22 protein-coding genes and 1 pseudogene are annotated in these 19,937 nt (G+C 61.8%); 9 read left to right on the top strand and 14 right to left on the bottom strand.

Annotated elements, in window-relative coordinates; translation table 11 throughout:
• Entirely contained in the window at positions 1-2,802 is a 2,802-nt protein-coding gene (locus ABZ728_RS06885; protein ID WP_366655326.1) for a BPTD_3080 family restriction endonuclease, read from the bottom strand.
• 6 nt (positions 2,803-2,808) lie between these two features.
• Positions 2,809-6,072, bottom strand: a complete 3,264-nt coding sequence (locus tag ABZ728_RS06880; RefSeq protein WP_366655325.1) for a site-specific DNA-methyltransferase — start codon at positions 6,070-6,072, stop codon at positions 2,809-2,811.
• A 1,040-nt stretch (positions 6,073-7,112) separates the two neighbouring features.
• Here ABZ728_RS06880 and ABZ728_RS06875 point away from each other — a divergent pair.
• Positions 7,113-7,574, top strand: coding sequence for a thermonuclease family protein (locus ABZ728_RS06875; RefSeq protein ID WP_366655324.1), 462 nt, complete (start codon positions 7,113-7,115; stop codon positions 7,572-7,574).
• 71 nt (positions 7,575-7,645) lie between these two features.
• Here the strand turns inward: ABZ728_RS06875 and ABZ728_RS06870 are convergent, their stop codons facing one another.
• The 12 genes and pseudogenes from ABZ728_RS06870 to ABZ728_RS06815 all read right to left on the bottom strand — a co-directional run bounded on the left by ABZ728_RS06870 (position 7,646) and on the right by ABZ728_RS06815 (position 13,982).
• On the bottom strand, positions 7,646-8,251 hold the full coding sequence (locus tag ABZ728_RS06870; protein ID WP_366655322.1) for a hypothetical protein: 606 nt from the start codon (positions 8,249-8,251) through the stop codon (positions 7,646-7,648).
• Complete coding sequence (locus tag ABZ728_RS06865; protein WP_366655320.1) at positions 8,248-8,424, bottom strand: hypothetical protein; 177 nt, start codon at positions 8,422-8,424, stop codon at positions 8,248-8,250. Before ABZ728_RS06865 ends, ABZ728_RS06870 begins: the two co-directional genes overlap by 4 nt.
• A complete protein-coding gene (locus ABZ728_RS06860; protein ID WP_366655318.1) occupies positions 8,421-8,705 on the bottom strand; it encodes a LapA family protein in 285 nt (94 codons plus the stop codon). Before ABZ728_RS06860 ends, ABZ728_RS06865 begins: the two co-directional genes overlap by 4 nt.
• 22 nt (positions 8,706-8,727) lie before the next feature.
• Entirely contained in the window at positions 8,728-10,041 is a 1,314-nt protein-coding gene (locus ABZ728_RS06855) for a DnaA N-terminal domain-containing protein (protein WP_366655317.1), read from the bottom strand.
• A 111-nt stretch (positions 10,042-10,152) separates the two neighbouring features.
• Positions 10,153-10,827, bottom strand: a complete 675-nt coding sequence (locus ABZ728_RS06850; RefSeq protein WP_366655315.1) for an MT-A70 family methyltransferase — start codon at positions 10,825-10,827, stop codon at positions 10,153-10,155.
• Positions 10,824-11,228 (bottom strand): hypothetical protein, encoded by a 405-nt coding sequence (locus ABZ728_RS06845; protein ID WP_366655314.1) that lies wholly within the window; start codon positions 11,226-11,228, stop codon positions 10,824-10,826. The genes ABZ728_RS06850 and ABZ728_RS06845 overlap by 4 nt, the downstream gene beginning before the upstream one ends.
• Positions 11,225-11,662, bottom strand: a complete 438-nt coding sequence (locus tag ABZ728_RS06840; RefSeq protein WP_366655313.1) for a VRR-NUC domain-containing protein — start codon at positions 11,660-11,662, stop codon at positions 11,225-11,227. Before ABZ728_RS06840 ends, ABZ728_RS06845 begins: the two co-directional genes overlap by 4 nt.
• Positions 11,662-12,048, bottom strand: a complete 387-nt coding sequence (locus tag ABZ728_RS06835) for a hypothetical protein (RefSeq protein ID WP_366655311.1) — start codon at positions 12,046-12,048, stop codon at positions 11,662-11,664. Before ABZ728_RS06835 ends, ABZ728_RS06840 begins: the two co-directional genes overlap by 1 nt.
• 182 nt (positions 12,049-12,230) lie before the next feature.
• A pseudogene (locus ABZ728_RS06830) lies at positions 12,231-12,485 on the bottom strand (DUF2312 domain-containing protein); the annotation flags it as partial.
• The gene (locus ABZ728_RS06825; RefSeq protein ID WP_366655309.1) at positions 12,482-13,078 is read right to left on the bottom strand and encodes a GapR family DNA-binding domain-containing protein; all 597 of its coding nucleotides are present in this window, start codon (positions 13,076-13,078) and stop codon (positions 12,482-12,484) included. The gene ABZ728_RS06825 and the pseudogene ABZ728_RS06830, both read right to left, overlap by 4 nt.
• Positions 13,079-13,137: 59 nt before the next feature.
• Positions 13,138-13,722: a hypothetical protein gene (locus ABZ728_RS06820; RefSeq protein ID WP_366655308.1), complete on the bottom strand. Its 585-nt coding sequence runs from the start codon at positions 13,720-13,722 to the stop codon at positions 13,138-13,140.
• Entirely contained in the window at positions 13,719-13,982 is a 264-nt protein-coding gene (locus ABZ728_RS06815) for a hypothetical protein (RefSeq protein WP_366655307.1), read from the bottom strand. Before ABZ728_RS06815 ends, ABZ728_RS06820 begins: the two co-directional genes overlap by 4 nt.
• 58 nt (positions 13,983-14,040) lie before the next feature.
• Between ABZ728_RS06815 and ABZ728_RS06810 the strand changes: the two genes are divergently transcribed.
• From ABZ728_RS06810 to ABZ728_RS06775, 8 genes are all read left to right on the top strand, one after another.
• Positions 14,041-14,874: a hypothetical protein gene (locus tag ABZ728_RS06810; protein WP_366655306.1), complete on the top strand. Its 834-nt coding sequence runs from the start codon at positions 14,041-14,043 to the stop codon at positions 14,872-14,874.
• Positions 14,875-15,139: 265 nt separating this feature from the next.
• Positions 15,140-15,928: a helix-turn-helix transcriptional regulator gene (locus tag ABZ728_RS06805; protein ID WP_366655304.1), complete on the top strand. Its 789-nt coding sequence runs from the start codon at positions 15,140-15,142 to the stop codon at positions 15,926-15,928.
• Positions 15,929-16,103: 175 nt separating this feature from the next.
• Positions 16,104-16,385 carry a hypothetical protein gene (locus tag ABZ728_RS06800; protein ID WP_366655303.1) on the top strand — a complete coding sequence of 94 codons (282 nt, stop codon included), beginning with the start codon at positions 16,104-16,106 and terminating at the stop codon, positions 16,383-16,385.
• A gap of 137 nt (positions 16,386-16,522) precedes the next feature.
• Positions 16,523-17,224, top strand: a complete 702-nt coding sequence (locus tag ABZ728_RS06795; protein WP_366655302.1) for a hypothetical protein — start codon at positions 16,523-16,525, stop codon at positions 17,222-17,224.
• Entirely contained in the window at positions 17,224-17,643 is a 420-nt protein-coding gene (locus tag ABZ728_RS06790; protein WP_366655300.1) for a hypothetical protein, read from the top strand. The genes ABZ728_RS06795 and ABZ728_RS06790 overlap by 1 nt, the downstream gene beginning before the upstream one ends.
• The gene (locus tag ABZ728_RS06785; protein ID WP_366655299.1) at positions 17,640-18,458 is read left to right on the top strand and encodes a hypothetical protein; all 819 of its coding nucleotides are present in this window, start codon (positions 17,640-17,642) and stop codon (positions 18,456-18,458) included. The genes ABZ728_RS06790 and ABZ728_RS06785 overlap by 4 nt, the downstream gene beginning before the upstream one ends.
• A complete protein-coding gene (locus ABZ728_RS06780; RefSeq protein ID WP_366655298.1) occupies positions 18,455-19,690 on the top strand; it encodes a hypothetical protein in 1,236 nt (411 codons plus the stop codon). The genes ABZ728_RS06785 and ABZ728_RS06780 overlap by 4 nt, the downstream gene beginning before the upstream one ends.
• Entirely contained in the window at positions 19,677-19,937 is a 261-nt protein-coding gene (locus ABZ728_RS06775) for a hypothetical protein (protein WP_366655297.1), read from the top strand. The genes ABZ728_RS06780 and ABZ728_RS06775 overlap by 14 nt, the downstream gene beginning before the upstream one ends.

Genomic DNA, 19,937 nt, shown 5'->3' with positions numbered 1-19,937 from the left:
CTAAGCGACCGTCTCTGCCATCCGGATATTCGCGTGTTTTGTGATAATGTCTTGGACGTCACTCGGATTGAACGCAACGTCCCAGGCCCACTCTCCAAATCCTCCAGTCCCATTGATCGCATTGACCCACTCATTCAGTGCTTCGCGCTTGGCACTGTTCTGCGGACTGTCGGTCCCTTTGATTTCGAGGGCAAGCATCTTACCGGTGGACAGCCGGACAAGGAAGTCGGGCAGGTATCGCCGGCGTGAACCGGCCCACATGTAATGGATCTGGAAACTGAGATGATCGTTCTTCGCATAGGCGGCCACTTCGTCCCGCCCCTCGAAAACATTGGCTGCGTGACCTTCCCATGATGAGTCTCCGACGAGGTGGCTAATGTGCGACCTCATGGCCGGGAAGCAGGGCTTAGTCGAATACCAGGTTCGCATCTGACCGGTGGCGCCGATCGGGTTCTCCTCGTCGAAGACAGGGGTAAGGCGTTCCGTGTTCTGCTCGCTCACATAGCGCATGACATGCTGAACAACGAGGTCGATGTTCAGGGCAATGAGAATCCGACGACGCAAAGGGTCCGAGTGGAAAAGGGATGGGATGTCTAGTAGATTGGAATTCATGAACTTCTCGATGATGCGCACCAGTTGTGCAGCAAGGAACTCCTCGGTTCCCGAAAAGCTGTGCCGTAGCTCAGCAAAGCCTTTTCGGGCGGCCTGAAAAACAAGTCGCTGGAGCCGGAATCCATCGGGAAGGCGTTCGAGATCAATAGCGGTCGCTTTGCCCATGTCTGTGGCCCCTCCCAACGCCGGTGCCAGTTCGGCACTGATAGGCGTTGTAGCCGGGTCAAGCGCCAGAGCCGGCACTTTGTCCCACGCCATGGTTAGTTGCGGCTTAACGACAGTTTCGACACGCAGCACGTTTGGCCATTTGATCTCGAGATGTGCCCGATCCGGTATGACCTCGATCTGGGTGGTCGGTTTGGGAGGCGGAGGAGGATCGCCAGATTCGCTGGTCTCCGAGATAGAAAGCGGAACGCCGAAGACGTTCACATATTCCGGAAGGAACAGCCCGTTCTCATCCGTGTCGTAAGAGACCCTGCGGAGACCGCGGCCGACCACCTGCTCGCATAAGAGCTGCGACGTGAACGCGCGCAAACCCATGATATGCGTGACGTTCTTGGCGTCCCATCCTTCGGACAGCATCGCGACGGATATAACGTTTTGCAGATCCTGACCGGCTGCTCCTCGCTTCCCGACGTTGTCCACGATCTCGCGCAGCAGATCCTCCTTCTTCATGGCGAGAAACTGCTGGAGGCGCGTTTCAGGAATGTCTGCCGCGTCGATAATCGCGTTCAGGCGCGCTTCGTAGTCCTTGTCCGATGACGCGGCTTCACCGATCTCAGCCTTCTCCAGCACCTTCGAATCTACCCGGAGCGTACGGGTCGGAGCCTCCAACTCTGGCCAGTGCGCATCGCCGTTGTTGAAATAGTTCTCGATACGGGCCGCGGTCTCCGTGCGATTGCAGACTGTAAGCATGACTGGAGGAACTTGATGTCCTGCCTCTTGCCACTGCCGACGGGTTTCCCGCCAATCGGCACCAAGCAGTGTGTAGGCGTCCTGGACAAGCTTCGGCAGGGCCTCGTGCGGCTCGGCCTTTGCCCTGTTCAGGTCCTCGGAGACGGACGGGTCACGGTAGATGTGGTAGAGCTTCGAGCGAAGTGTCTTCGCGTCCGGAACGGCATCGTCGCGCACCACCACGCGCGGCGTCTTGACCAGCCCGGCCTCGATCGCGTCATTCAGGCCAAAATCTGAGACGACCCAGTCAAACAGAGCGATCTCAGTGCTTTTCTTGCCGGTTGGTGCGAAGGGCGTCGCCGACAGATCGAAGCATCGCTGGATGCGTCGTGTCTTGTGAATGCGGTCCAGCCCCTCGATCCAGCGGGTCGCCTCGTCTAGGTCGATGCCCTGTTCCACAGCCTGCTTCTTGCTGATCTTCACCTCGGGCGGCTTACGATAAGCGTGATGCGCCTCGTCGTTAATGATGATGATGTCCTTGTGCGCGGCCAGTTTGCCCAGTACCCGCCGCGTGAAGGCCTCGTCCGACTCGCGCCCCTTCTTAACCACCGAGCGACTCGCCTCTTTCAGCGGCATTAGTGTGTGCCAGTTTTCGATCAGAACCACTGCTTGGTTCAATTTCTGGCGCATCGCTTCGGACGGGCACAGATTGAACTCGTCGTAGTAGCTGCCCTCGCTCGGCATGAGTACCTGAAGCCGCTCCTTCACGGTCAGCCCAGGTGCCACGATGAAAACAGCGCGACTGAAGTCCTTGTTCCGCTTGGGATATGTCAGTGCATTGACCACCTGCCAGGTGATGATCATTGCCATCACCGTCGTCTTGCCGGCCCCGGTCGCCATCTTGTTGCACAGCCGTTCCCACGACCCACCATCGCCAGGGATCGCGATGCCCTGCTTGTACGCCTCGGCGCCTTCGATCCACCAAATCAGCGTCTCGATCGCCTCGAGCTGGCAGAAGTAGAAGGGGTGCTGCCGCCCCTCTTGGTCGTGCCAGTGTTCCAGTAGCTTGCGCGTGACGATGGTCACGCCCGGCCAGCCCGCTTTACGCCAAGCATCAACGCGATCCCGTATCGTGTTGACCAGATCTAGATCATGCACGCGTTTGGTGTTGTTCCGCGCATCGAAAACTTCGTAGCTCGCCGGGCGCCGCTTCGGCTTGATTTCCAGCTTGCCGCCTGCGCTGTCAACCCAGTGTTGTTCGGGTTGCTCCCAAGGCTTGTTAATGATAAGCGACATCGGAGTCTACTCCTCGAGCGGCATGATCTTAAGCGACTCGATTCCCCGGTCGTCCACGATCTTAACCGCGATCCGCCGGTTATCGCCCGCCTCGAAGGGCAACGAGACGGTGCCGTGGAACTGCTCCAACAGGTCTTCGTCCAGCTCGGCGCGGACGGTCTTGCGTAGGCGGTTCCAGCCGCCTTTCGCGTCTGCCATCGGGAAAAACACCTGGTGCGGCATCAGCGAGCGATTGTCGTAGTCCACGTCCAGCGACCACATCGCGATCTGCTTCTTGCCGCCGGACACCAGGTCGCCCGCCTTCGGATCGAAATAGTCAAAGCCGTTCACCTCGATCTCCCAGAACCCGTCCTCGCGCTTGCGCAGCTCCACGTCCGGCTGGCCCATAAGCCAGAAGGATTGGTTCGAGGCGCGCTTCTTCTTCAGATCCTCGGTCAGCAGGTCGGTGTTCATCTGCGCCTTGAGCAGCGTGACACCGGGCCAGTTCACCTCGTCGAGGTCCTTCGCGGCCTCCGGGTCGAAGGTGAAGGCGCAGAACAGGATGAATTTGGGCGACGGGCGCAGCGTCTCGGCCTCGGTCAGCGCCAGTTCCACCTGCCGCTGCTCCAATGCTGCGTGCTCAGGGCCAAAGCTTACGACGACACGGTCGCCTGATTCGGCCAGAGACCCGCTGGCGTGGATGTGGCGCAGACCCGGCAGCGTCTCGAACTCGGCGAAGCGGAGCATGGCGCCACCCTTGCCGCGCACGCCGGCCTTCAGAAGCTCGTCCCGCCAAAGCGTCTGGCGCGAGGTCTCGCCGGAGCGGGCGACGGTCTCGTCGGCCTCCTGCTGCGGCATGCTCTCGTCCAGCGACAGGACGGTCGGCGCCGGAACCGCCTCGACCGAGAATGGCCCGGAGATGCGCCGCTTCGTGTCGTCGATGCGCGGCTTGTCGTAGAGCGTCTCCTGCTCGGCATGGTCGGCGATGGACTGGTCGATGCGGCGCTGCATCGCCTGACGGGCGGCCCGAAAAGCATCGAATGGCGCGCGGGCGGCCTCCGGCCAATCCTTCGGCCAGTCGAAGGGCACCTCCCATTCGTGCAGGGTGCCGCCCTTGGCGAAGTTCACCGGTTTGCCCTTGCGCACGCCCTGCGTCGGCTTGTGCGGCTTCGGGGGCTGAGCAGCCAGCGCAGCGTTGAGGTCGGCCAACGCCGCTGCGATCTTCGGGTAGCCCTCGTCGTAGATCGTGTTGATATCAGGGTTGTTCGCGATGCTCTTCAGCGTGATGTGCGGGACCGTCTCGTAGTCGAAGCCGCCCTTCAGCCCTTCATGTGGATAGCGCAGTGCATAGTAATTGAAGCTGGCGGTCATCAGCCGCTGCTTGGCCAGCGTGATCGCCACGCGAGAGGTGTCGCAGGTGATCCAGCGGCGCCCCCATTTTTCCGCCGCAAAGGCGGTTGTGCCCGATCCGCAGGTGGGGTCGAGCACCAAATCGCCGGGATCGGTGGTCATCAGCAGGCAGCGTTCGACAACCGCGCCAGACGTTTGAACCACGTATATTTTTCCCGGGCTTCCGGCGACATCTGACCAAATATTGGAAATTTCATATGCTGGGAAGTCGTCGAGGTATCTCTTGTAACGAAGCGTGGTGGCGCTTCCGCTGACTCGGCCCGCAGCAATGATCCGCTGGAAACCGACCTCGCCGGTTTTCCAGTATCCGCCAGAAGGGCTCCACTCCTTTCCTTCAAAATCTACTGGAAAGGATCCCGGCGGGCGGTTCGAAACGAGCGCAGTCCATTGGTAGGCCCGCCCCTCGTCATCCTCCAAGTTATACCGCGCGCCGGAGCCATGGCCTTCGCCCGCTATTTTCTCGCGGTATATCTGTCGATATTTCAGTTTGCTCCGGTTCTTCGCATACCAGACGCAGTAGTCGGAGATATTCGCGAGGTTCTGCGACGCCTGTCCGCCAGTCTTTTGAACCACGATGTTGCTGACGAAGTTGTCCGGCCCAAAGAGTTCATCGAGCACTTCGCGAACATGGTGCAAATTCTCGTCCGAAATCTGAACAACCACCGAGCCGCTCTCAGTCAAAAGCTCCCTCGCCAGCATCAGCCGGTCGCGCAGATAGGTGAGGTAGGAGTGGATGCCGAGCTCCCACGTATCCCGGAACGCCTTGATCATTTCGGGTTCCTGGGTGAGGTCGTCGTCGGAGCGGTCCTTCACGTCGCGCCTGTTTGTGAAAGGTTGGAAATTCGACCCGTATTTGATGCCGTAGGGCGGGTCGATGTAGATCATCTGGACCTTACCGCCCATGCTCTCCTTGGACAGGAGCGAATTCATCACCAGCAGGCTGTCGCCGGCCACCAGCCGGTTCGACCAGCCCTTTTCGTGGCGGTAGAAATCCAGCGCCTCACGCAGCGGCAGGTTCTCGAAAGGCGCCGCGAGCAGGTCAGGTTGCCGCCACTGCGTCTCGGCGTCCTTGCCCTTCAGCCGCTTCGCCGCATTAGCGAGGATCGTCGCTGGGTCGACGCGTTCATGAACATGCAGCGAGACGGTATCGACCTCGAAACTCGTCCGCTCAGCCTTGCCCGTCCAGTTGAGATAGGGTGCCTGTAGCCGCTTCAACTCCTGCAGCGCGTCCTTCATGCGTTCGGGATCGTCGCTGGCCAGCGCGTCGTCGATCAGCTTCTCGATCCCCGCCCGCGCGCTGTCGAAGTTCAGTACCGGATCGAGATGAGGATCGTAGGCCCAGTTCGACTTCTCGCCATCGGGATCGGTGCCGGCATGAACCATCCCGACCTCCGGGTTATTCACCCGGGTTTGCTCATGGCGATAGCTCAGCACCTCCGCGGGACCCTTCGGCCTGCGGGCGGCCTTCTTCCTGCCAGAGGCCGCGCGTTGCCGCGGTGCCGGCTCATCTGTCGGCATCAGTTCGAACCCACCTACCTCGTCGTCGTCCTCGTCGGACGCGTTTTCGCCATCTGCCTCGTCCTCCGCATCGTCCACTACCCGCATTATCGATCCGACCTGCCCATGGCCACGAGCCAAAAGCCCGTCATCGACCAACGCATCGCGCGCGGCAACGTAATCTTCATCGGAAAGGCTCGACACATGCTCGCGCACCAGCGCCATCATCGCGCCATTGCCGATGGAAGAACCGTCTTCAGGGGTCAGAGAGAGAATTAGGTCGGTCAGGCTTTTGGACATTCGTGCGGCTTTCAGCACTTGCAAAGGGGTGCGCTTTTTCGCGACCCTATCGCGCAGACCTTGTGTTTGCACGCTCGAATCCACTTTGAGCTGACCTATCCACCCAGGCTGCGCTGGGCTGCGGTGGTACCGATCTTGACATCGGGATCACGGAGGGCGGAGTTTGGTGCGCAACATAGCGAATGGCCGCTCCTCGCCCGCGGCTATGGAAAGCCTTCCAGACTGCCGTTCGAATCGACTGCACAAATCTTGACGGAGCTCAGAAACCTGATGGCTTCGGCAGCGTCGTGATATTCATCCTTCTGACCGTTGGAAAATTCGATTATCAAAGGATTTCGGTCTTCAGATCGCAAATTTTGGAGGAAAGATAAAGCTTCTGGGATCCTTCCTGAGAAAGACTGAGCCTTTTCATTTTTAAATGTAACTCTGATCATTTTCAAGTCCTGTTTGCAAATACATTTCTCAGTTTGTTGTGTATACGTTAATTTAAAGAGTTCGTTCACGGGGTATCAAGTATTTCGTGCGTCGAGGATGCTTTAAGGCAGATGCCCCGCTACGAGATTATCGTCCAATCCCCCAACGCATCCGAAACCAGCCCCATCGCCGCCCGCGCATCACCGGCCAATACCTGCACCGTGTGCCCCGCCCACCGGCATTCGCGGCGCCAGATCTTATAGCGATCCAGCCAGCGCAGTTCCCAAGGGGGGCAGCGGCCAGTCGGCTATGGGCGCGGGTCAGGTAGTCATTGCGCTACAGGATCTGCTCGGACGCCTGGATCTGTTCCGGCGCGAGCTGACGGCCTCCCTGAGGCGATGTTTGCCCCTGGTCTGTCATCTTATGACGGTGTAACCGAACGCATGATCATGTACTGAAAACGTGGCGATCGTTGCAGGGACCGGCAAGCAAACTGGCTCACTATTGAGTCCTTGAATTAAGCAACGTAAACTTACCAAAGATCCCTTGGCGCGTCGGTTCATGACTATCTAAAGTCCGCAAACTCTGGGGTCCGCTCCAAATTTTACATAATTTCACGGGCACACAGGTGCGCTCTGAAACCTCATAACATCATTAAGTTCCAGCGACCAAAGAGACGGCGGAAACAGTGGCGAGGGCGCTTCCCTTTCATGATGCCGATCCTGGTCGTAGGCATACTCGCGGCGGCATGGCTGGCTCAGAGCGGCCTCGAATGGAGCGGCAACCTTGGGACGAAGGCGCGCGATGTTGCCGCGCAGACCGATCAGGATGGGGCCCGTAGTCCGGGCACGGCTGATCTCGCCTGCTATCAACCGGATATTGTCGATGGCGACACGTTCGGGTGCGACGGCCAGCGGGTGCGCCTGGTCGGAATCGACGCGCCGGAAATGCCAGGACACTGCCGCCCAGGGCGGCGTTGCGTCGCTGGCGATCCGCGTGCGGCAACGAGCTATCTTTCGTCGATCACCCGCACACGGGTCGAGTGCACCTCAGAGGGCACGGACCGCTATGGCCGGACGCTCGGCCGATGTGAAGCCGATGGCGTCGATCTCTCCTGCGCGATGCTCGAAGCCGATCATGCCGAACGTCGCTACGGCTTCATCATTTGCTGATAGCCTGACCTCAGCGAAGTTCTCCCCCGCTCGGGGTCGAGATGCGCAAAGGGCACAATCGCCCTTGCGTCTTACCATTCCTTCAGTGCCTCAGCCAGAAACTCAGATGGCGTCTGTGTTCCCGCCGCCAGCGCCTGCACCGTGTGCCCCGCCCACCGGCATTCCCGGCGCCAGGCCTTATAGCGGTCGAGCCAGCGCAGTTCCCACGGCGTGAGCGGCCAATCGGCCATGGGGGCGGCGGCGCCGTTGTGGCCCGGGGTTGTGACGGCGTGGGGTTCGATGGCGCGTGACGGTGTGCGGACGCCGCGCGTCAGGTAGTTACAGCACCACAGGATCTGTTCGGCCGCCTGGATCTGTTCCGGCGTCAGTTGACCCCAGAGATTGTCGTCGGCGATCCGGCGGCGGACCTTGGCCGTCTTCTGCCGCTCGTGCGGTTCGCCGGCGGCGATCGTCACTGTCCGGGTCGGGCTGTGGCGCTGTTGCCATTCGTCGGGCGTCGTCGGCAGCGGCTTGCCGTCCGCGCCGAGCATCGGCCGGTTGGTGACATGGGTGTCGTATCCGGGCGCGCGGTGGCGTCCAGCCGGTCGCCGGTCCTGGGTGGGCGTCGTGGTCCGCGCAAGGGCGCGCCGTCGGGTGCGGGAGGTCGGGCCTTTGCCCTTGCGCCGTGCTTTGCTCATTTGCCGCCATCTGCGTTACGGAATCGATTGCGCCACCACCGGCCCAGCCGGGCGATGGCCATGTCGTGAAGGTCTACGATGGCGTCCATGGCCGCGATGCCCAGTCGGGCGCCCACCGCCAGGCCCATGCCGGCCACGATCGAAGTCAGGAACAGTAGCCCACCCAAAGTCATTGAGCCGGCCCTTCCGGGCCATCCGGGCGCCGCAAGTCCTCTGGTCGAAACCGGGCGCCGGGCGGCCGACTTCGGGCGCCGGGCCAATCATCCCACCACGCAGATCCTGGCGGCTCCGACGTCTTGGATTCCGACGCCTTGATGGCAGCTAAGGTTCGCCTGATCTCGTGGCGTTTCACGTGAGCGAACATCACGAAGCCGGCCACAAAGCCGATCAGGCCGCATCCGATCAGCATCAGGACGGCGAGCACGATGGCGAGGGCAATGCTGAAGACTGTCACCGGGATGGTTCCTTCCGATCGTTCAGGCGGCCGCGCGGGCCGGTGGGCTTTGTGAGGCCGTTGCCGTCGCTGCAGCGTTCGGCGGCGGTTGGGCGGCTGCCACTTCGACATCGTCGATCGGGATCCCGGCGGCCAGCGCGGCGTCGCGCAGCCGGTCGGCCATGGTCTGGCGGACTTTGGTTGCCGCGAACCGGCTGTCGGTGGTCAGGCGGAGCGTACCGCCGTCGATCCCCTGAAAGCCCAACGGCCGCAGCCACGACCGGAAGTCGCCTTCGCCGCGCCGGTCCAGCCGGCGGAAGGCCTCGGCGATTGCCTGCCACTGCGGATCCTCCGCACCCGGGCCGGGCGGCCGGTCGTCGGTGGCCGGTTTGGCCTCGGCCGTGTCGTCGGCGGCTTCGTCCAGCTTGCGGGTCAGATCGCGGATCCGGTTGCGCCAGGTTCCCGACCAATCCAGTCGCCGGTCGCCTCGCGATCGCCAATAATCGCGGAATTGGTCGGCCTGGGCCCGGATCGCCTTGTCGGACATGCCGCGTTCCCTTGCCAGTTCCCAGTCGGCCGCGGTGGGCGTCCAGTCCGCCGGCAGCATGACCTTGCGGGGCGGTGGGGCCTCGGCATCCGGCGAACCGTCGGCGCCACCGGCCCGACCCCCACCGGAATCAATCATCTCCCCACCACCCCCCGCCGGGGGGCTTTGGGGGGAAGGTTTTTGTTTTCTGTTCTCTTTCCCTTTAAGGGGGGATGTGACGTCACATGTGACGCTTCCCACCGTTACGGATGTGACGCCACCGTTACGGGCGTCACCGGCGTCACACCCGCCATCGGCCGGCGCCTTTGCCGTCGATTCTTCGGCCGCCTTCTCGGCTATCTTGCGGGCGCGATAGCGGCGCTGGCGTTCGGCCTCCTTGGTTGCTGCGGGGGCGCGCGTACGCTGCTTGCCCGGCTGGCCCGGAACCTCGCCACCGATGCGGGCCCATGCGTCCAGCGCCCATCGGGCAATCATGGCGTTGTGATAGCGGCCGTCCGAACACAGGGTCCATCCCTTCAAGGCTTCGTCTTTGATCCTCAGCCATCGCGTGGTTGCTCGCGGTCCCGCGCCGAGATCGGCCAGATACGCCAGTTCGGCGTCGTCGGTTGGCAGCGTGCCGGCGGGAATCTGCTCCCATGCGCTCCAGAGCAGCGCCATCGCCGCCCGCAACGCGCGATCCGGGACCTTGAGCATCATCGGAGAGCGTTTGATCTCTCGGATGTTCACCATCATGCTGGGCAGCCGGGTCAGGTCGATTTCCGGCGGCAACAATGGGTCAGGGAAATCGTCGGCAGGAACTGATGCCGTCATTATCGCCCCCTTTCGGGATGAATCAGCGGATGGAATAGACGCAGCCAAGCGTCACGCGTAACGCCTCGGCGTGACGGGGTGTGACGCTCGGCGTGACGCTGCGTGACATGGCTAACCCTCTGAAATCATTGAGTGTGACGGTAGGTGTGACGCTTCCGGCGTCACGGCCGTAACGGTTGGAGGCGGTGCTGGTGACGGGTTCGGCTCGGTGAACTTGTCGGTCTCATTCCCCCAGGCCGACCAGCCGGGCGCCCGCTCACGGGCGAAGAGCTCGAGGTACGGGCCATCGAACAACCGCTCGACCGTGGCCCGCATTTCGTCGGGCTTGCGCGAATGCTCGCGCACCGGGGCGACGATCAGGTTGCGGGTATTGCGGACCTTGACGCGAGGTTTCCCGCGCACGCCGATCAGCCAGAACTCGGCGGCAGAGCGCAGCACATAGCCGGTGCCGAAAGCCCATTTCGTGCCCGTCTTGCTCTGCTTGGCCCACGCCCCCATCGTCGAGAACCGGAACCCCCATCGGTCCATCACCGCAAAAGCCTGCGGCATCATCGGCGCGGTCGCCCACATGATCAGGGCGCAGTCCCGGGCGGCGATTTCGGCCACCGGCAGGGCGGCGATGTCGGCCAGTGACATGCAGCCATAGTGAGCGTTCGGGTTCTTGGCCTCGCCCTTGGCCGAGAAATTGGCATACGACCAAGGCGGATCCGCCAGAATGGCCCCGAACGGACCTTCGTCGGCGATCGGCGCGAAGGGCGACGTCGATGCGAACAGCGAGCCGGTCATGCCGCGCTCCCTTCGCAAAGCGCGCGCATTTCGTCGTCGGTCAGGTTCTCCCAAGCTTCGACGTCGCTTAGCAGATATTCCGGGTCCGCTGCGTCGTGCGCTTCTCCGCAGCAATCCAAGCCGTCCGGCCAAAAAATGGTCAGGCCGATCGGGATGCAGTCTTCGCGCACCCACCCGCTGACGACAGTGCCGTCTTCGTCTCGACGAACATACTCGCCCCATTCCAGCGGCATACGCCCAGGGTCGATATCGAGGGTGACGTCACACGGTTCGACATCACCCGCTTCGGTGACCGTGACGAAATCTTCCGACCGGAATCGGTGCTCGGCCATCAGTTTCTCGGCAGCGATACGGCTGCGCTCGATCCAGTCAGCCGAGTCTTTGTACGGTTGCGGGTTCATGCCACGACACCCCACGCCCGCAACTGGGTCTCGGCCGCGTCGGCGCCTTTGCAGACGGCATAGGGGATGCCGCGCGCCGCGCACCATGACTGGAAATCCCGCTGGCTGTCGGTCTGGCGCCCGTTGGTGGCCTTGAGTTCGATCGCGTAGGCACCGGCGTCCGTCAGGAACACATAGTCGGGCGATCCGGGAGTCAGTCCCATGGCCTTGGCCAGCGCATACCGCAGGCCGGCGTTCTTGCCGCCGCCGCCGACCTCGGACGCGGTATGCCACCACACGGCCTGCAGGCGTCCCTCGAGTGTCCAGGCGCGCAGGCGATTGGCCAGCGCGATCGCCTCGCGGTCCTCCGGCCCCGCCCGGTGGCCGGTATAGGCGGCCACCGTCATCAGACGGACAAGCCAGGGGGCGATTGCCGTTTGCACCGCTGCCGCCATCACGCGACCCCCGTCCAGGCCGGCGCGGTATCGACCACCGGCTGCACCAGGTCGATGTCGCCGCAGCGGCTATTGATCTCGATCTCGCGGATCCGACGGGTCGGATGGCTGAAGTCCGGGCGGGTGATCATCTGCCCGGTCAAGTGGACACGGGCATTGGTCACGCCGCGCTCGCGGATCCGCTCGATCAGCGCCGGGACCCAGACAACCACCTCGTGATGGGTGATTTTGCACCGCCGTGTGTCCTCCGGACCGAGCCATTCGTCGGCCGTGGCGATCGACAGACGGCACAGCGGGCCGCGCTTGGTCTCCAGCATCCGGGGCGGGCTCATCAGTCGGCCGCGCAGCTCGACGTGATTGATGTCGGTGGAATGATCGGCGGTCATTGGGCGGCCCCAACGTTAGCGTCATCGCCGGGATCGGTTTCCGGATCCGCCATGGCTCTGGCGGCCTCGATCGCGTCGCGCGCGGCTTCTACCGATCCGAACGCCTCCACCAGCCGCGCTGCCGTCGCCGCCAGTGCCGGGTCGGCCCCAGTATCGTCGGGGTCGGAATCGGGGCCGGTGTCCATGCCCAGCGCGCGTTTGTAGAGCTCGAGCAATTCCTCCTGCTCGCTGCGGTCGGCGGCTTGCATCTTCCGCAGTTTCAGGATCTGGCGCATGATCTTGACGTCGAAGCCGTTGCCCTTGGCCTCGGCGAAGACTTCCTTCATGTCATTCTGAAGAGTCGCCTTTTCTTCTTCCAGACGCTCGATCCGCTCGATGTAGGAGGCAAGCTGGTCGCCCGCGATGCCGCCCACGTTCGTCGTCGCGTCCTCGCTCAATTCCGCCCCCCACCGGTCCGGCCGATCGGGGTGACTGTCGCGCCCCCACCGGCGATTGTTTCCTGATCTGACATGGCGGTGACGGCCTCGATCGCGCCGCGCGCGGCCTCGACCGAGCCGAACGCATCCACCAACCGCGCCGCCGTCGCCGCCAATGCCGGATCGGATTGCAGCTTCGCCATCGCTTCGCGGGCGTGGTCCTTGGCTATGTGGGCGCCGATCGGCGTCTGCGCGAAGTCCGGGATCAGGCCGAGGAACCGCTTGTAGGCGTCGAGGGTGTCTTCGGCCTGCTGGCGTTCGGCCGCCGGCGTCGTCTGAAGCTTGACCACCTGTTTCAGGGCCGACGTGTCGATGCCCAGTTCCTTGGCTTCGGCGACCGTCTGCAACTTCTCGCGCCGCAGCTGGGCCATGTCCTTGTCGATATCGATCATCCGCGCTGCCAGCCGGCGAACATCGTTCTCGATGCTGATGCCGGCATCCGGGTCGAAATGCGGAATCGGCGGATTGGCCGGCGGCATCGGTGCGGTGTCATCCGGCTCCTCGACGACCGAAATAGCGGTGGCGGAGGATTTTCCGCTAAAGGTTGTGGTCATGGAAATACGAACTCCATCTCGGCTCGGTTCGGATCAGCGTTCGGGGGAGGGGCCAGCGACTAAGCAGGCAAGCCGCTATCGGCTGCCGTGGCCCGAGCGACGCGGGCCGATTGCGTTATCGGCGTCCGGACATTGGATCGGGTCGTGGTGCGGATGACGTCGGAATCGGTGGCCGCCCATCCGGACAGGGCGGCCAGCGCGATTACCCCCATGGACCGCGCCATGGACCGGGCCGCCTTGGCCGCGGATCCGCTGCGTCCAGATCCCGTCGCGCTTGCCTGCCGGTCCATTCCGCGATCGTCAGCATCACGCGGGCGCGCAGAATTCTTAGCCATTTCATTATAGTCACTCCGGATCGAGCGCAGTTCGTGTTCAAGCCGTTCCAGGCGTTTGGGCAGATCGGCGCCGCCATCCTCGATGACAGGCGCGAAGATGTCGCGAACGAAAGGCTCGCCCCACAAAGCGATCATGGCCGTCAGATACCGCAGGTTCGGCGACGTCTGGCCCACGCGCCAGGCCTCGACCGTGCGCAGCCGGATATCCAGTTGCCGGGCGACATCCTTGGCCGAATAGGCGCGCAGCCAGCCTCGTAGCCGCTCTGCCACCAGTTCGTCCGGCGGCGCTTTCATGGTCATCGTCGTCATGGATTGCACCCGTTCAAATCGGCCAGAAAGGTCGAAGCGGCGGACATCATAAGAGGGACATTAAAGCGAGTTTTCTCAATCAATAGTGGTGTCATCATTCGCGACCTTTCTTTCGTCAGGGTGTGCCCGGCCGCCCACCGTTGGCGGTAGATTTGCCCAAGAGCGGCGGCCGCACGGCGGTATTGCGAATCATGGTGCAAAATCTGGCCTTCAATGGCGCTGAGTGCGAACAGGAGAAGAACAACTGGGGTGATTTTCACTAACCTCTCGACGTGGATCACTATTGGCTTCAAATTCTACCGGAGCGCGAGTCTGGTGATGAAGCGGGTAGGGTTTATGCCGAGTGATCTGCGGGGGCAGGTAGGAAATGGGGAGCCGGATGGGCCTACAGTCACAACCATTCCGATTAATCGGCACGTCGTGCTGCACTACAACAAAGGCACTGTCGTCTATCGAAGCACGTTCATTCGAACAGCGAAGGCAACGATATTTGCGACAAATGTCGAAATTGATCGTGTCGTGATCCATCTCGTTTCGTTTGATAGGGAGGCATCCAAGGCGCAGGGGCCGGTCCGAACCTACCTTGCAGATAGGGTTATTGAGGCCATCGATGCTGAAACGGGAGAAATACTGAATCTTAAGCGCGTGCTCGTTGCGGCCGGGCTCCCTGAACGGGTTGTCAGTATCGGGCTTGATCGAAAGGTATCCCGGCTGCGAACGGTGGAGCATGGGCTCAGCTTTTGCGGTCCGAACGGCGGACTTCCGGGCTGGCATTTTCACGTTGATGCGGCATTCAAGGGGGCGCTTGATCTCGTCGGGAGCGTTAATTCTGTGCGTGCGCGATTGAACCCAGACCACATGTATTCGCAGGGGGTGCCTCCGGCATATGCCTTTGGTAGAGGTGACATTCTGTATGATCATCCCGGAGCAAAATTGACGAGTTGGTCCAACACTCTGAGATCGGCGAAGCGATTGATCGAGGTGGCGGATGCGCGTCCGGATATCCCGACCATTCAAGGCACCGTTACTCCAGGAGAAGTTCAGTTCAGAGAATTTCGAATACGGAATGAAAATCTGGAGATGGTTCGCGTGAATCGTACAACGCAGTGCGGCTTTGTTGACCTTCTGAAGTATGGAGAAAGTTCTGACTAGATGAGCGTTAGCGTCCGGATGGATTCGATGTTCACTAGGCATCAATTTCTCATGATATCTGGTTTATAAAAGTCCTCTGGTCCTACGCAGCCGTTCGTTATCTCAAGGATTTTCATCATTGTTTCGCGTCGGGGTAAGCGCTCACCCCGTAACCATTTGATCACGGCTCTTTCTGATCGCTGGCATTTGCGAGCGAAATCCGCCGGGGATGACTGATGCTGTCGGAGGTATTCTCGCAGGTGCATGAGACCCGAAGTTACCCATTATGGGGAAGATTTCAACACGAAAATTGTACCCGAAATGGGTTATGCCCATTCCGGGTCGTCTGCTCCATATTGAGGGCATGATGCATAGAATTCGTACGATTCGGGAAAACAAGGGTTGGTCCAGACGGCAGCTTGCTAGTGCTGCCGAAACCAGCGAAAGCCAGATCGTGAAACTCGAGCGCGGTGAGCGGCGGCTTACCGTTGAGTGGCTGAATCGCTTGGCGAAGGCGCTAGACGTCCTTCCAGCGGAGATTATTGAAGACGAGAATATTCCTCGCGGAAATCAACCTTTAATAAACGAAGACGTTGGCATGAAGAGGGTTGTTCTGGCTGGGCAAGCAGCTCCCGGCCTTTGGCAGCCAATCATGACCGAGGATCCTGTGCACTACGTGACTGTTCCGTCGTTTGTTGGATTTCCGCCTGTTCAGGCGGATTTCGTCGTCCAGATTTCAGGGCCGGCGACAAACCTGGTTTATCCGGACGGGTCACACGTGCTCTGTGCGAACGCCGATGGCCCAGTTGGTCCCGTGCGATCCGGAGACCATGTGGTCGCTGAGCGGATCGACGGTGAGAAGCTGGAGCGACGAGTCGCGGAATATCGAGTCGATGAAATGGGAAACGAATGGTTGTGGCCCCTTTCGGATCATCGAGATCATAAAGCGCCGTTGCCAGTGGATTCTGGCGAGACCCGCATTTCAGGTATCGTTGTCGCAATGGCCGATATTCGGGCTGTGCCGCGCGGAACGGCGCGTCAGACCCACAAAGTCCATGGTGACGGCAACTTGTGATTGCTCAGTAGGGTAACCTTACACAATTTTGGTTGACACGCTGTTTCTATCTTACCCATATTGGGTATGTTGTGGATCGCGTGTCCTCCAGTCGTCATGGGGTATGCTCAGACGCGCGATCCAGACAGGCAAACGCAACGCCTTCAACTGGGGATCGCTAATGTCGAGCGCAAACATGCCTCTGAATACTCTCATCTTCAAAGCTACCCGAATACCGCCCACCGGAACCGTCGTCAGCATATCCGGAACTGACCAAGTCGGCCGCGTCGCTGGCCGGGCCGTCAGCTGCGGCAATGTCGTCGCCGTCATCGACGTCTTCGGAGAAGACCGGACTGTGATCGCAGGGGCAGGGCAGGTCACGCCCCTGCCGAGCGGCCCGCGACTGGTCGCCGTCGACGGCCGCACCGTTTCCGCCGGCAACCCCGCGCCCACCGGCCGAGAGGTGCGGGCATGCTGACGTTGCTTATTGCCAGCCTGATCAACCGCGCCACCCGGCGCCGCCGCATTGCCCGGCGACGATATGAAATCCGCTACGCCGACTGGCGCTGACGGAATCCAAACCCCTCCGAAATTCCGAGAAGAAGGATGTGTCCCATGGATGAGACGCAAACGGCCCCGGCTGTCCAGACCAACAAGCCACTCGCCAATATCGTCATCGACGAGGTCCAGCGCCAGACCACCGACGACGCCGTGCGGGGCATCGTGGCCAAGAATGTTGAGGCGCTGATCAAGCAGACCGTCGAGAGTGCGCTGCGCAGCTATGGCGACATCGGAAAGCAGATACAAAAACAGGTCGGGGCCGCGCTCGAGGTGGGCGACCTGACCATCCCGTCCTATAGCCACATGGTCTCGGCCGTCGTTCAGGCGAAGGTCGAAGAGCACATGGATGCGACCATCAACGAGCGGCTGAAGATCGAGCTGGATGAGATCCTCGGTATCGGCGCCGGCGAGGTGAAGCTGAGCGAGATCGTCCAGGAAATGGTGACACGGCTCGAGGGCGAGAGCGACCGGTTCGGCAGTTACGTCACCTGCGACGTCGGTGAGACAGAGTACGGGTCCCGTTGGGTGCGTCTTGATGAGGGCGAAGACGTCAAAAGGCACAGCTGCGAGGTGCGCGCGCTGGTCAGGGATGACGGCAAAATCGGCGCGCTCTTTCTCGACGGCGTCGACATGGAAAAATCCGCCCGTCTGGGTAGCTGGAAGGATCATCATCGGACGCTGTTCGCGCTCTACTGCCGGGGCGGCAAGCTGATCGTCGATGAGGATTCCGTCGTCACCGCGATCGGTGACTTCTGATGCAGCCGGTGCCGATACCACCGGGGCCGGAACAGCGGCCGACCGATGCCCTTGTTGCGGATCTGGCCGAGCTGGAACGCCGGATGCGGGGGGCGGATTGCAACAAATCGGCCGATCTGTTGCGCGAGGTCGCCGGCCGGCTGGGTGCGGCCGATGCGGCTCTCCGGATCCTCAACCGCATCTGGACCAACGGCCTCGAGCCGGCGGCCTGGATACCGCACGGACCGTTCCAGGTCCGCCACAGCGAGATCGGCGAAGCCCTGATCCCGCTGGGATATCCCGATCCCTATCCGGCGACGCCTGAATCAACGCGCAACAGCCACCGGCCACGAGCCCCCGGCGGCGGCCGGAGGCGATCCGGCCGGGGGACTGGCCGGCTGGTCAGGGGGAAGCTTGGCAACAGGTGGGGGCAATCATGAGCGGAGTCGCGACGAAGCCGATCACCTTCAACGGCCCGATGGCTCGAGCGATCCAGGAGAAGCGCAAGACGCAGACAAGGCGGATTCTATCGCCACAGAATCTGCGCATCTGGACGGGCGGATTAGATTTCGATGGGCGATACGTCAGGCCTGATGAAGCGATGATGACGGCTGCCCTCAACAACGCTCGCGGTTTTCGCTTCATCGAAGGCCTGCTGAGTTGGCAGGCTGACTGCGTCCCAAACCAAGTGGGCGTGCTGAGCCAATGGCTGGGCAAGCCGACTTTAAGACCCGGTGACCTGCTCTGGGTTCGCGAGACGTGGCGCCCTTTGCAGGGCTATTCGAACTGGGATCTTCGGATTAGGTACGCCGCCGACGATTCCGAAATCCACCTGCAGGACTGCGATGTCGATGTGGGCGACTGGCGATTTCCCAAGGCCGCCCGAAAGGGAATGGTAACGCCTCTACACATGCCACGCTGGGTCAGTCGCCTCACGCTGCGGGTGACGGACGTGCGCTTTGAGCGCGTCCAGGACATCAGCGAGGCGGATGCGATTGCTGAGGGTGCGCCTCAATACTCCAGCTCCATCAAGCTTTGCCGCAACCGATCCTATGACCCGTCGGTGAACGGCTCCTACCGGGAGGGGTTCTCCGAGATGTGGGAGGGCATCCACGGCCCTGGTGCATGGGACCGAAACGACTGGGTGTGGCGCATAACCTTTACGCCGCACCTCGCCAACGTCGACACCCTGCTCTCTGAGCGGTCGGGCGCGGGACACGGATCCGAACGGCCAGAAAATGGAGGCAACACATGAGCATGATCCTGGACGCCAAGGAATTTTCGGCGGGTCTCGATACAGCCGCGACTGCCATTGATCGTGAAGCGGTTGTACCTGTGCTGGAAACCGTCCGGCTGCGGCGGGACGGCGATCGGCTGGCCATGGTCGCCACCGATATCGACCACGAAGTCGAAACATCGATCGTGCCGACAATGAACGGCTGGGCGCCCGATTGCTGCATCGGTCACCCCCGCAGCCTTGCCAAGGCCATGCGCGGCAGCGGCGGCGGATCCGTCAAACTGTCACCGCTTGATAGCAGCCAACATTGTGGAATCATTTGCGGCCGCCTCGACATCGAGGCTCAGACCATTCCCGGAGAAGAGTTCCCAGCATTTGCCCGGTACGACGACAGCCCGGTCTGGTCGGCCGATCTGGGGGACGGGGTCCTGACCGCGTTGCGGCGTCTCCAAACCTATATCTCGATTGAAAGCACCCGGTACTATCTGAACGGCGTATATCTTGAACAAGGGGAAGAAGGCGCATACCGGTTGGTGGCCACCACCGGCCACGTGATGGGCCTTGCCGATGTTGATCTGCCCGGGAGTGCTGGCGAGATGCCGACCGCTTCCGGCAACACGTCCGGCGTGATCCTGCCGCACGTGGCCCTTGGGACCGTGTTGCAGATCGCGCGCCGGCGGCGGGGGGCGCCCGTCCGTCTCGCGATCCACATGACGCCGCCGAAATACGGGTCCGAATCCGAGATTGTTGCCGAAGGAACGCCGGTAGCCGTCTGGACGATCGGCGACGTGACGGTGCGCACAAAGTGCATCGACGGGACCTTTCCAAACTATCGGAAGGTCATTCCCGATAACCGCGAAATGGCGACGTTCGACCGGGGGCGCCTGCGCCAGGCGATCGACCTGCTGCGGACGGCTTCGAATACCCAAAACCATTGGACCCACTCGGTCACCATCACGTTCGAGGGCGACACAGCCGTGCTGCGCGCCAAACGCCAGGACGGCGGGGAAGTGTCGACCGTTCTGGATTGCCGGCCCGACACCGACTTGCTTGAAGGCGAGAACCGATGCATTGGCGTCAACCCCACGCTCATGAGCCGGATCCTCGACAGCCTGCACGGCGTGAAACGCGTCAACTTGGCTTTCAACGCCGGAGTGATCGGAACGGGATCATTTCAGGTGTTGCCGGTCGACCCCATCGGATTTCAGGCGGTCATGATGCCGATGAGGGTTCGCGATGGCGGGCGGTGAGGTGGAAGCCGAGGACCTGCGCCGGCACCGGTCCGCGTTTTGTGACGCCGACAATTTCCCGGAAAGGGAAACGCTCACCGACCGGATGGAAGCAGCCGGCCTGATCCAGCTGATGCCCGTCGACGAGCAGGCGCTGGAGGATCCGTTCGCGGCGGAGCGCGGCATCGAGCCGGGTGGAGTGATGTGGACGCTGACCAAAGCGGGCTACGCCATCCTCGAAGCCGACATACCGAATCAGAAAGGTTAG

The sequence above is a fragment of the Fodinicurvata sp. EGI_FJ10296 genome, from assembly GCF_040712075.1.
In the GTDB taxonomy this organism is placed as follows: Bacteria; Pseudomonadota; Alphaproteobacteria; order DSM-16000; family Inquilinaceae; genus JBFCVL01.
Note: the sequence above shows the minus strand (reverse complement) of the source record. Positions and strands in the feature narration are given on the sequence as shown.

Coding starts and splice junctions, on each gene's coding strand:
- ABZ728_RS06885 (WP_366655326.1), bottom strand. CDS start 2,802: ATGTCGCTTATCATTAACAAGCCTTGGGAGCAACCCGAACAACACTGG.
- ABZ728_RS06870 (WP_366655322.1), bottom strand. CDS start 8,251: ATGAGCAAAGCACGGCGCAAGGGCAAAGGCCCGACCTCCCGCACCCGA.
- ABZ728_RS06785 (WP_366655299.1), top strand. CDS start 17,640: ATGAGCGGAGTCGCGACGAAGCCGATCACCTTCAACGGCCCGATGGCT.
- ABZ728_RS06805 (WP_366655304.1), top strand. CDS start 15,140: ATGGGGAAGATTTCAACACGAAAATTGTACCCGAAATGGGTTATGCCC.
- ABZ728_RS06780 (WP_366655298.1), top strand. CDS start 18,455: ATGAGCATGATCCTGGACGCCAAGGAATTTTCGGCGGGTCTCGATACA.
- ABZ728_RS06865 (WP_366655320.1), bottom strand. CDS start 8,424: ATGACTTTGGGTGGGCTACTGTTCCTGACTTCGATCGTGGCCGGCATG.
- ABZ728_RS06800 (WP_366655303.1), top strand. CDS start 16,104: ATGCCTCTGAATACTCTCATCTTCAAAGCTACCCGAATACCGCCCACC.
- ABZ728_RS06875 (WP_366655324.1), top strand. CDS start 7,113: ATGATGCCGATCCTGGTCGTAGGCATACTCGCGGCGGCATGGCTGGCT.
- ABZ728_RS06795 (WP_366655302.1), top strand. CDS start 16,523: ATGGATGAGACGCAAACGGCCCCGGCTGTCCAGACCAACAAGCCACTC.
- ABZ728_RS06845 (WP_366655314.1), bottom strand. CDS start 11,228: ATGAACCCGCAACCGTACAAAGACTCGGCTGACTGGATCGAGCGCAGC.
- ABZ728_RS06825 (WP_366655309.1), bottom strand. CDS start 13,078: ATGACCACAACCTTTAGCGGAAAATCCTCCGCCACCGCTATTTCGGTC.
- ABZ728_RS06840 (WP_366655313.1), bottom strand. CDS start 11,662: ATGGCGGCAGCGGTGCAAACGGCAATCGCCCCCTGGCTTGTCCGTCTG.
- ABZ728_RS06855 (WP_366655317.1), bottom strand. CDS start 10,041: ATGACGGCATCAGTTCCTGCCGACGATTTCCCTGACCCATTGTTGCCG.
- ABZ728_RS06775 (WP_366655297.1), top strand. CDS start 19,677: ATGGCGGGCGGTGAGGTGGAAGCCGAGGACCTGCGCCGGCACCGGTCC.
- ABZ728_RS06820 (WP_366655308.1), bottom strand. CDS start 13,722: ATGACGACGATGACCATGAAAGCGCCGCCGGACGAACTGGTGGCAGAG.
- ABZ728_RS06810 (WP_366655306.1), top strand. CDS start 14,041: ATGAAGCGGGTAGGGTTTATGCCGAGTGATCTGCGGGGGCAGGTAGGA.
- ABZ728_RS06790 (WP_366655300.1), top strand. CDS start 17,224: ATGCAGCCGGTGCCGATACCACCGGGGCCGGAACAGCGGCCGACCGAT.
- ABZ728_RS06835 (WP_366655311.1), bottom strand. CDS start 12,048: ATGACCGCCGATCATTCCACCGACATCAATCACGTCGAGCTGCGCGGC.
- ABZ728_RS06850 (WP_366655315.1), bottom strand. CDS start 10,827: ATGACCGGCTCGCTGTTCGCATCGACGTCGCCCTTCGCGCCGATCGCC.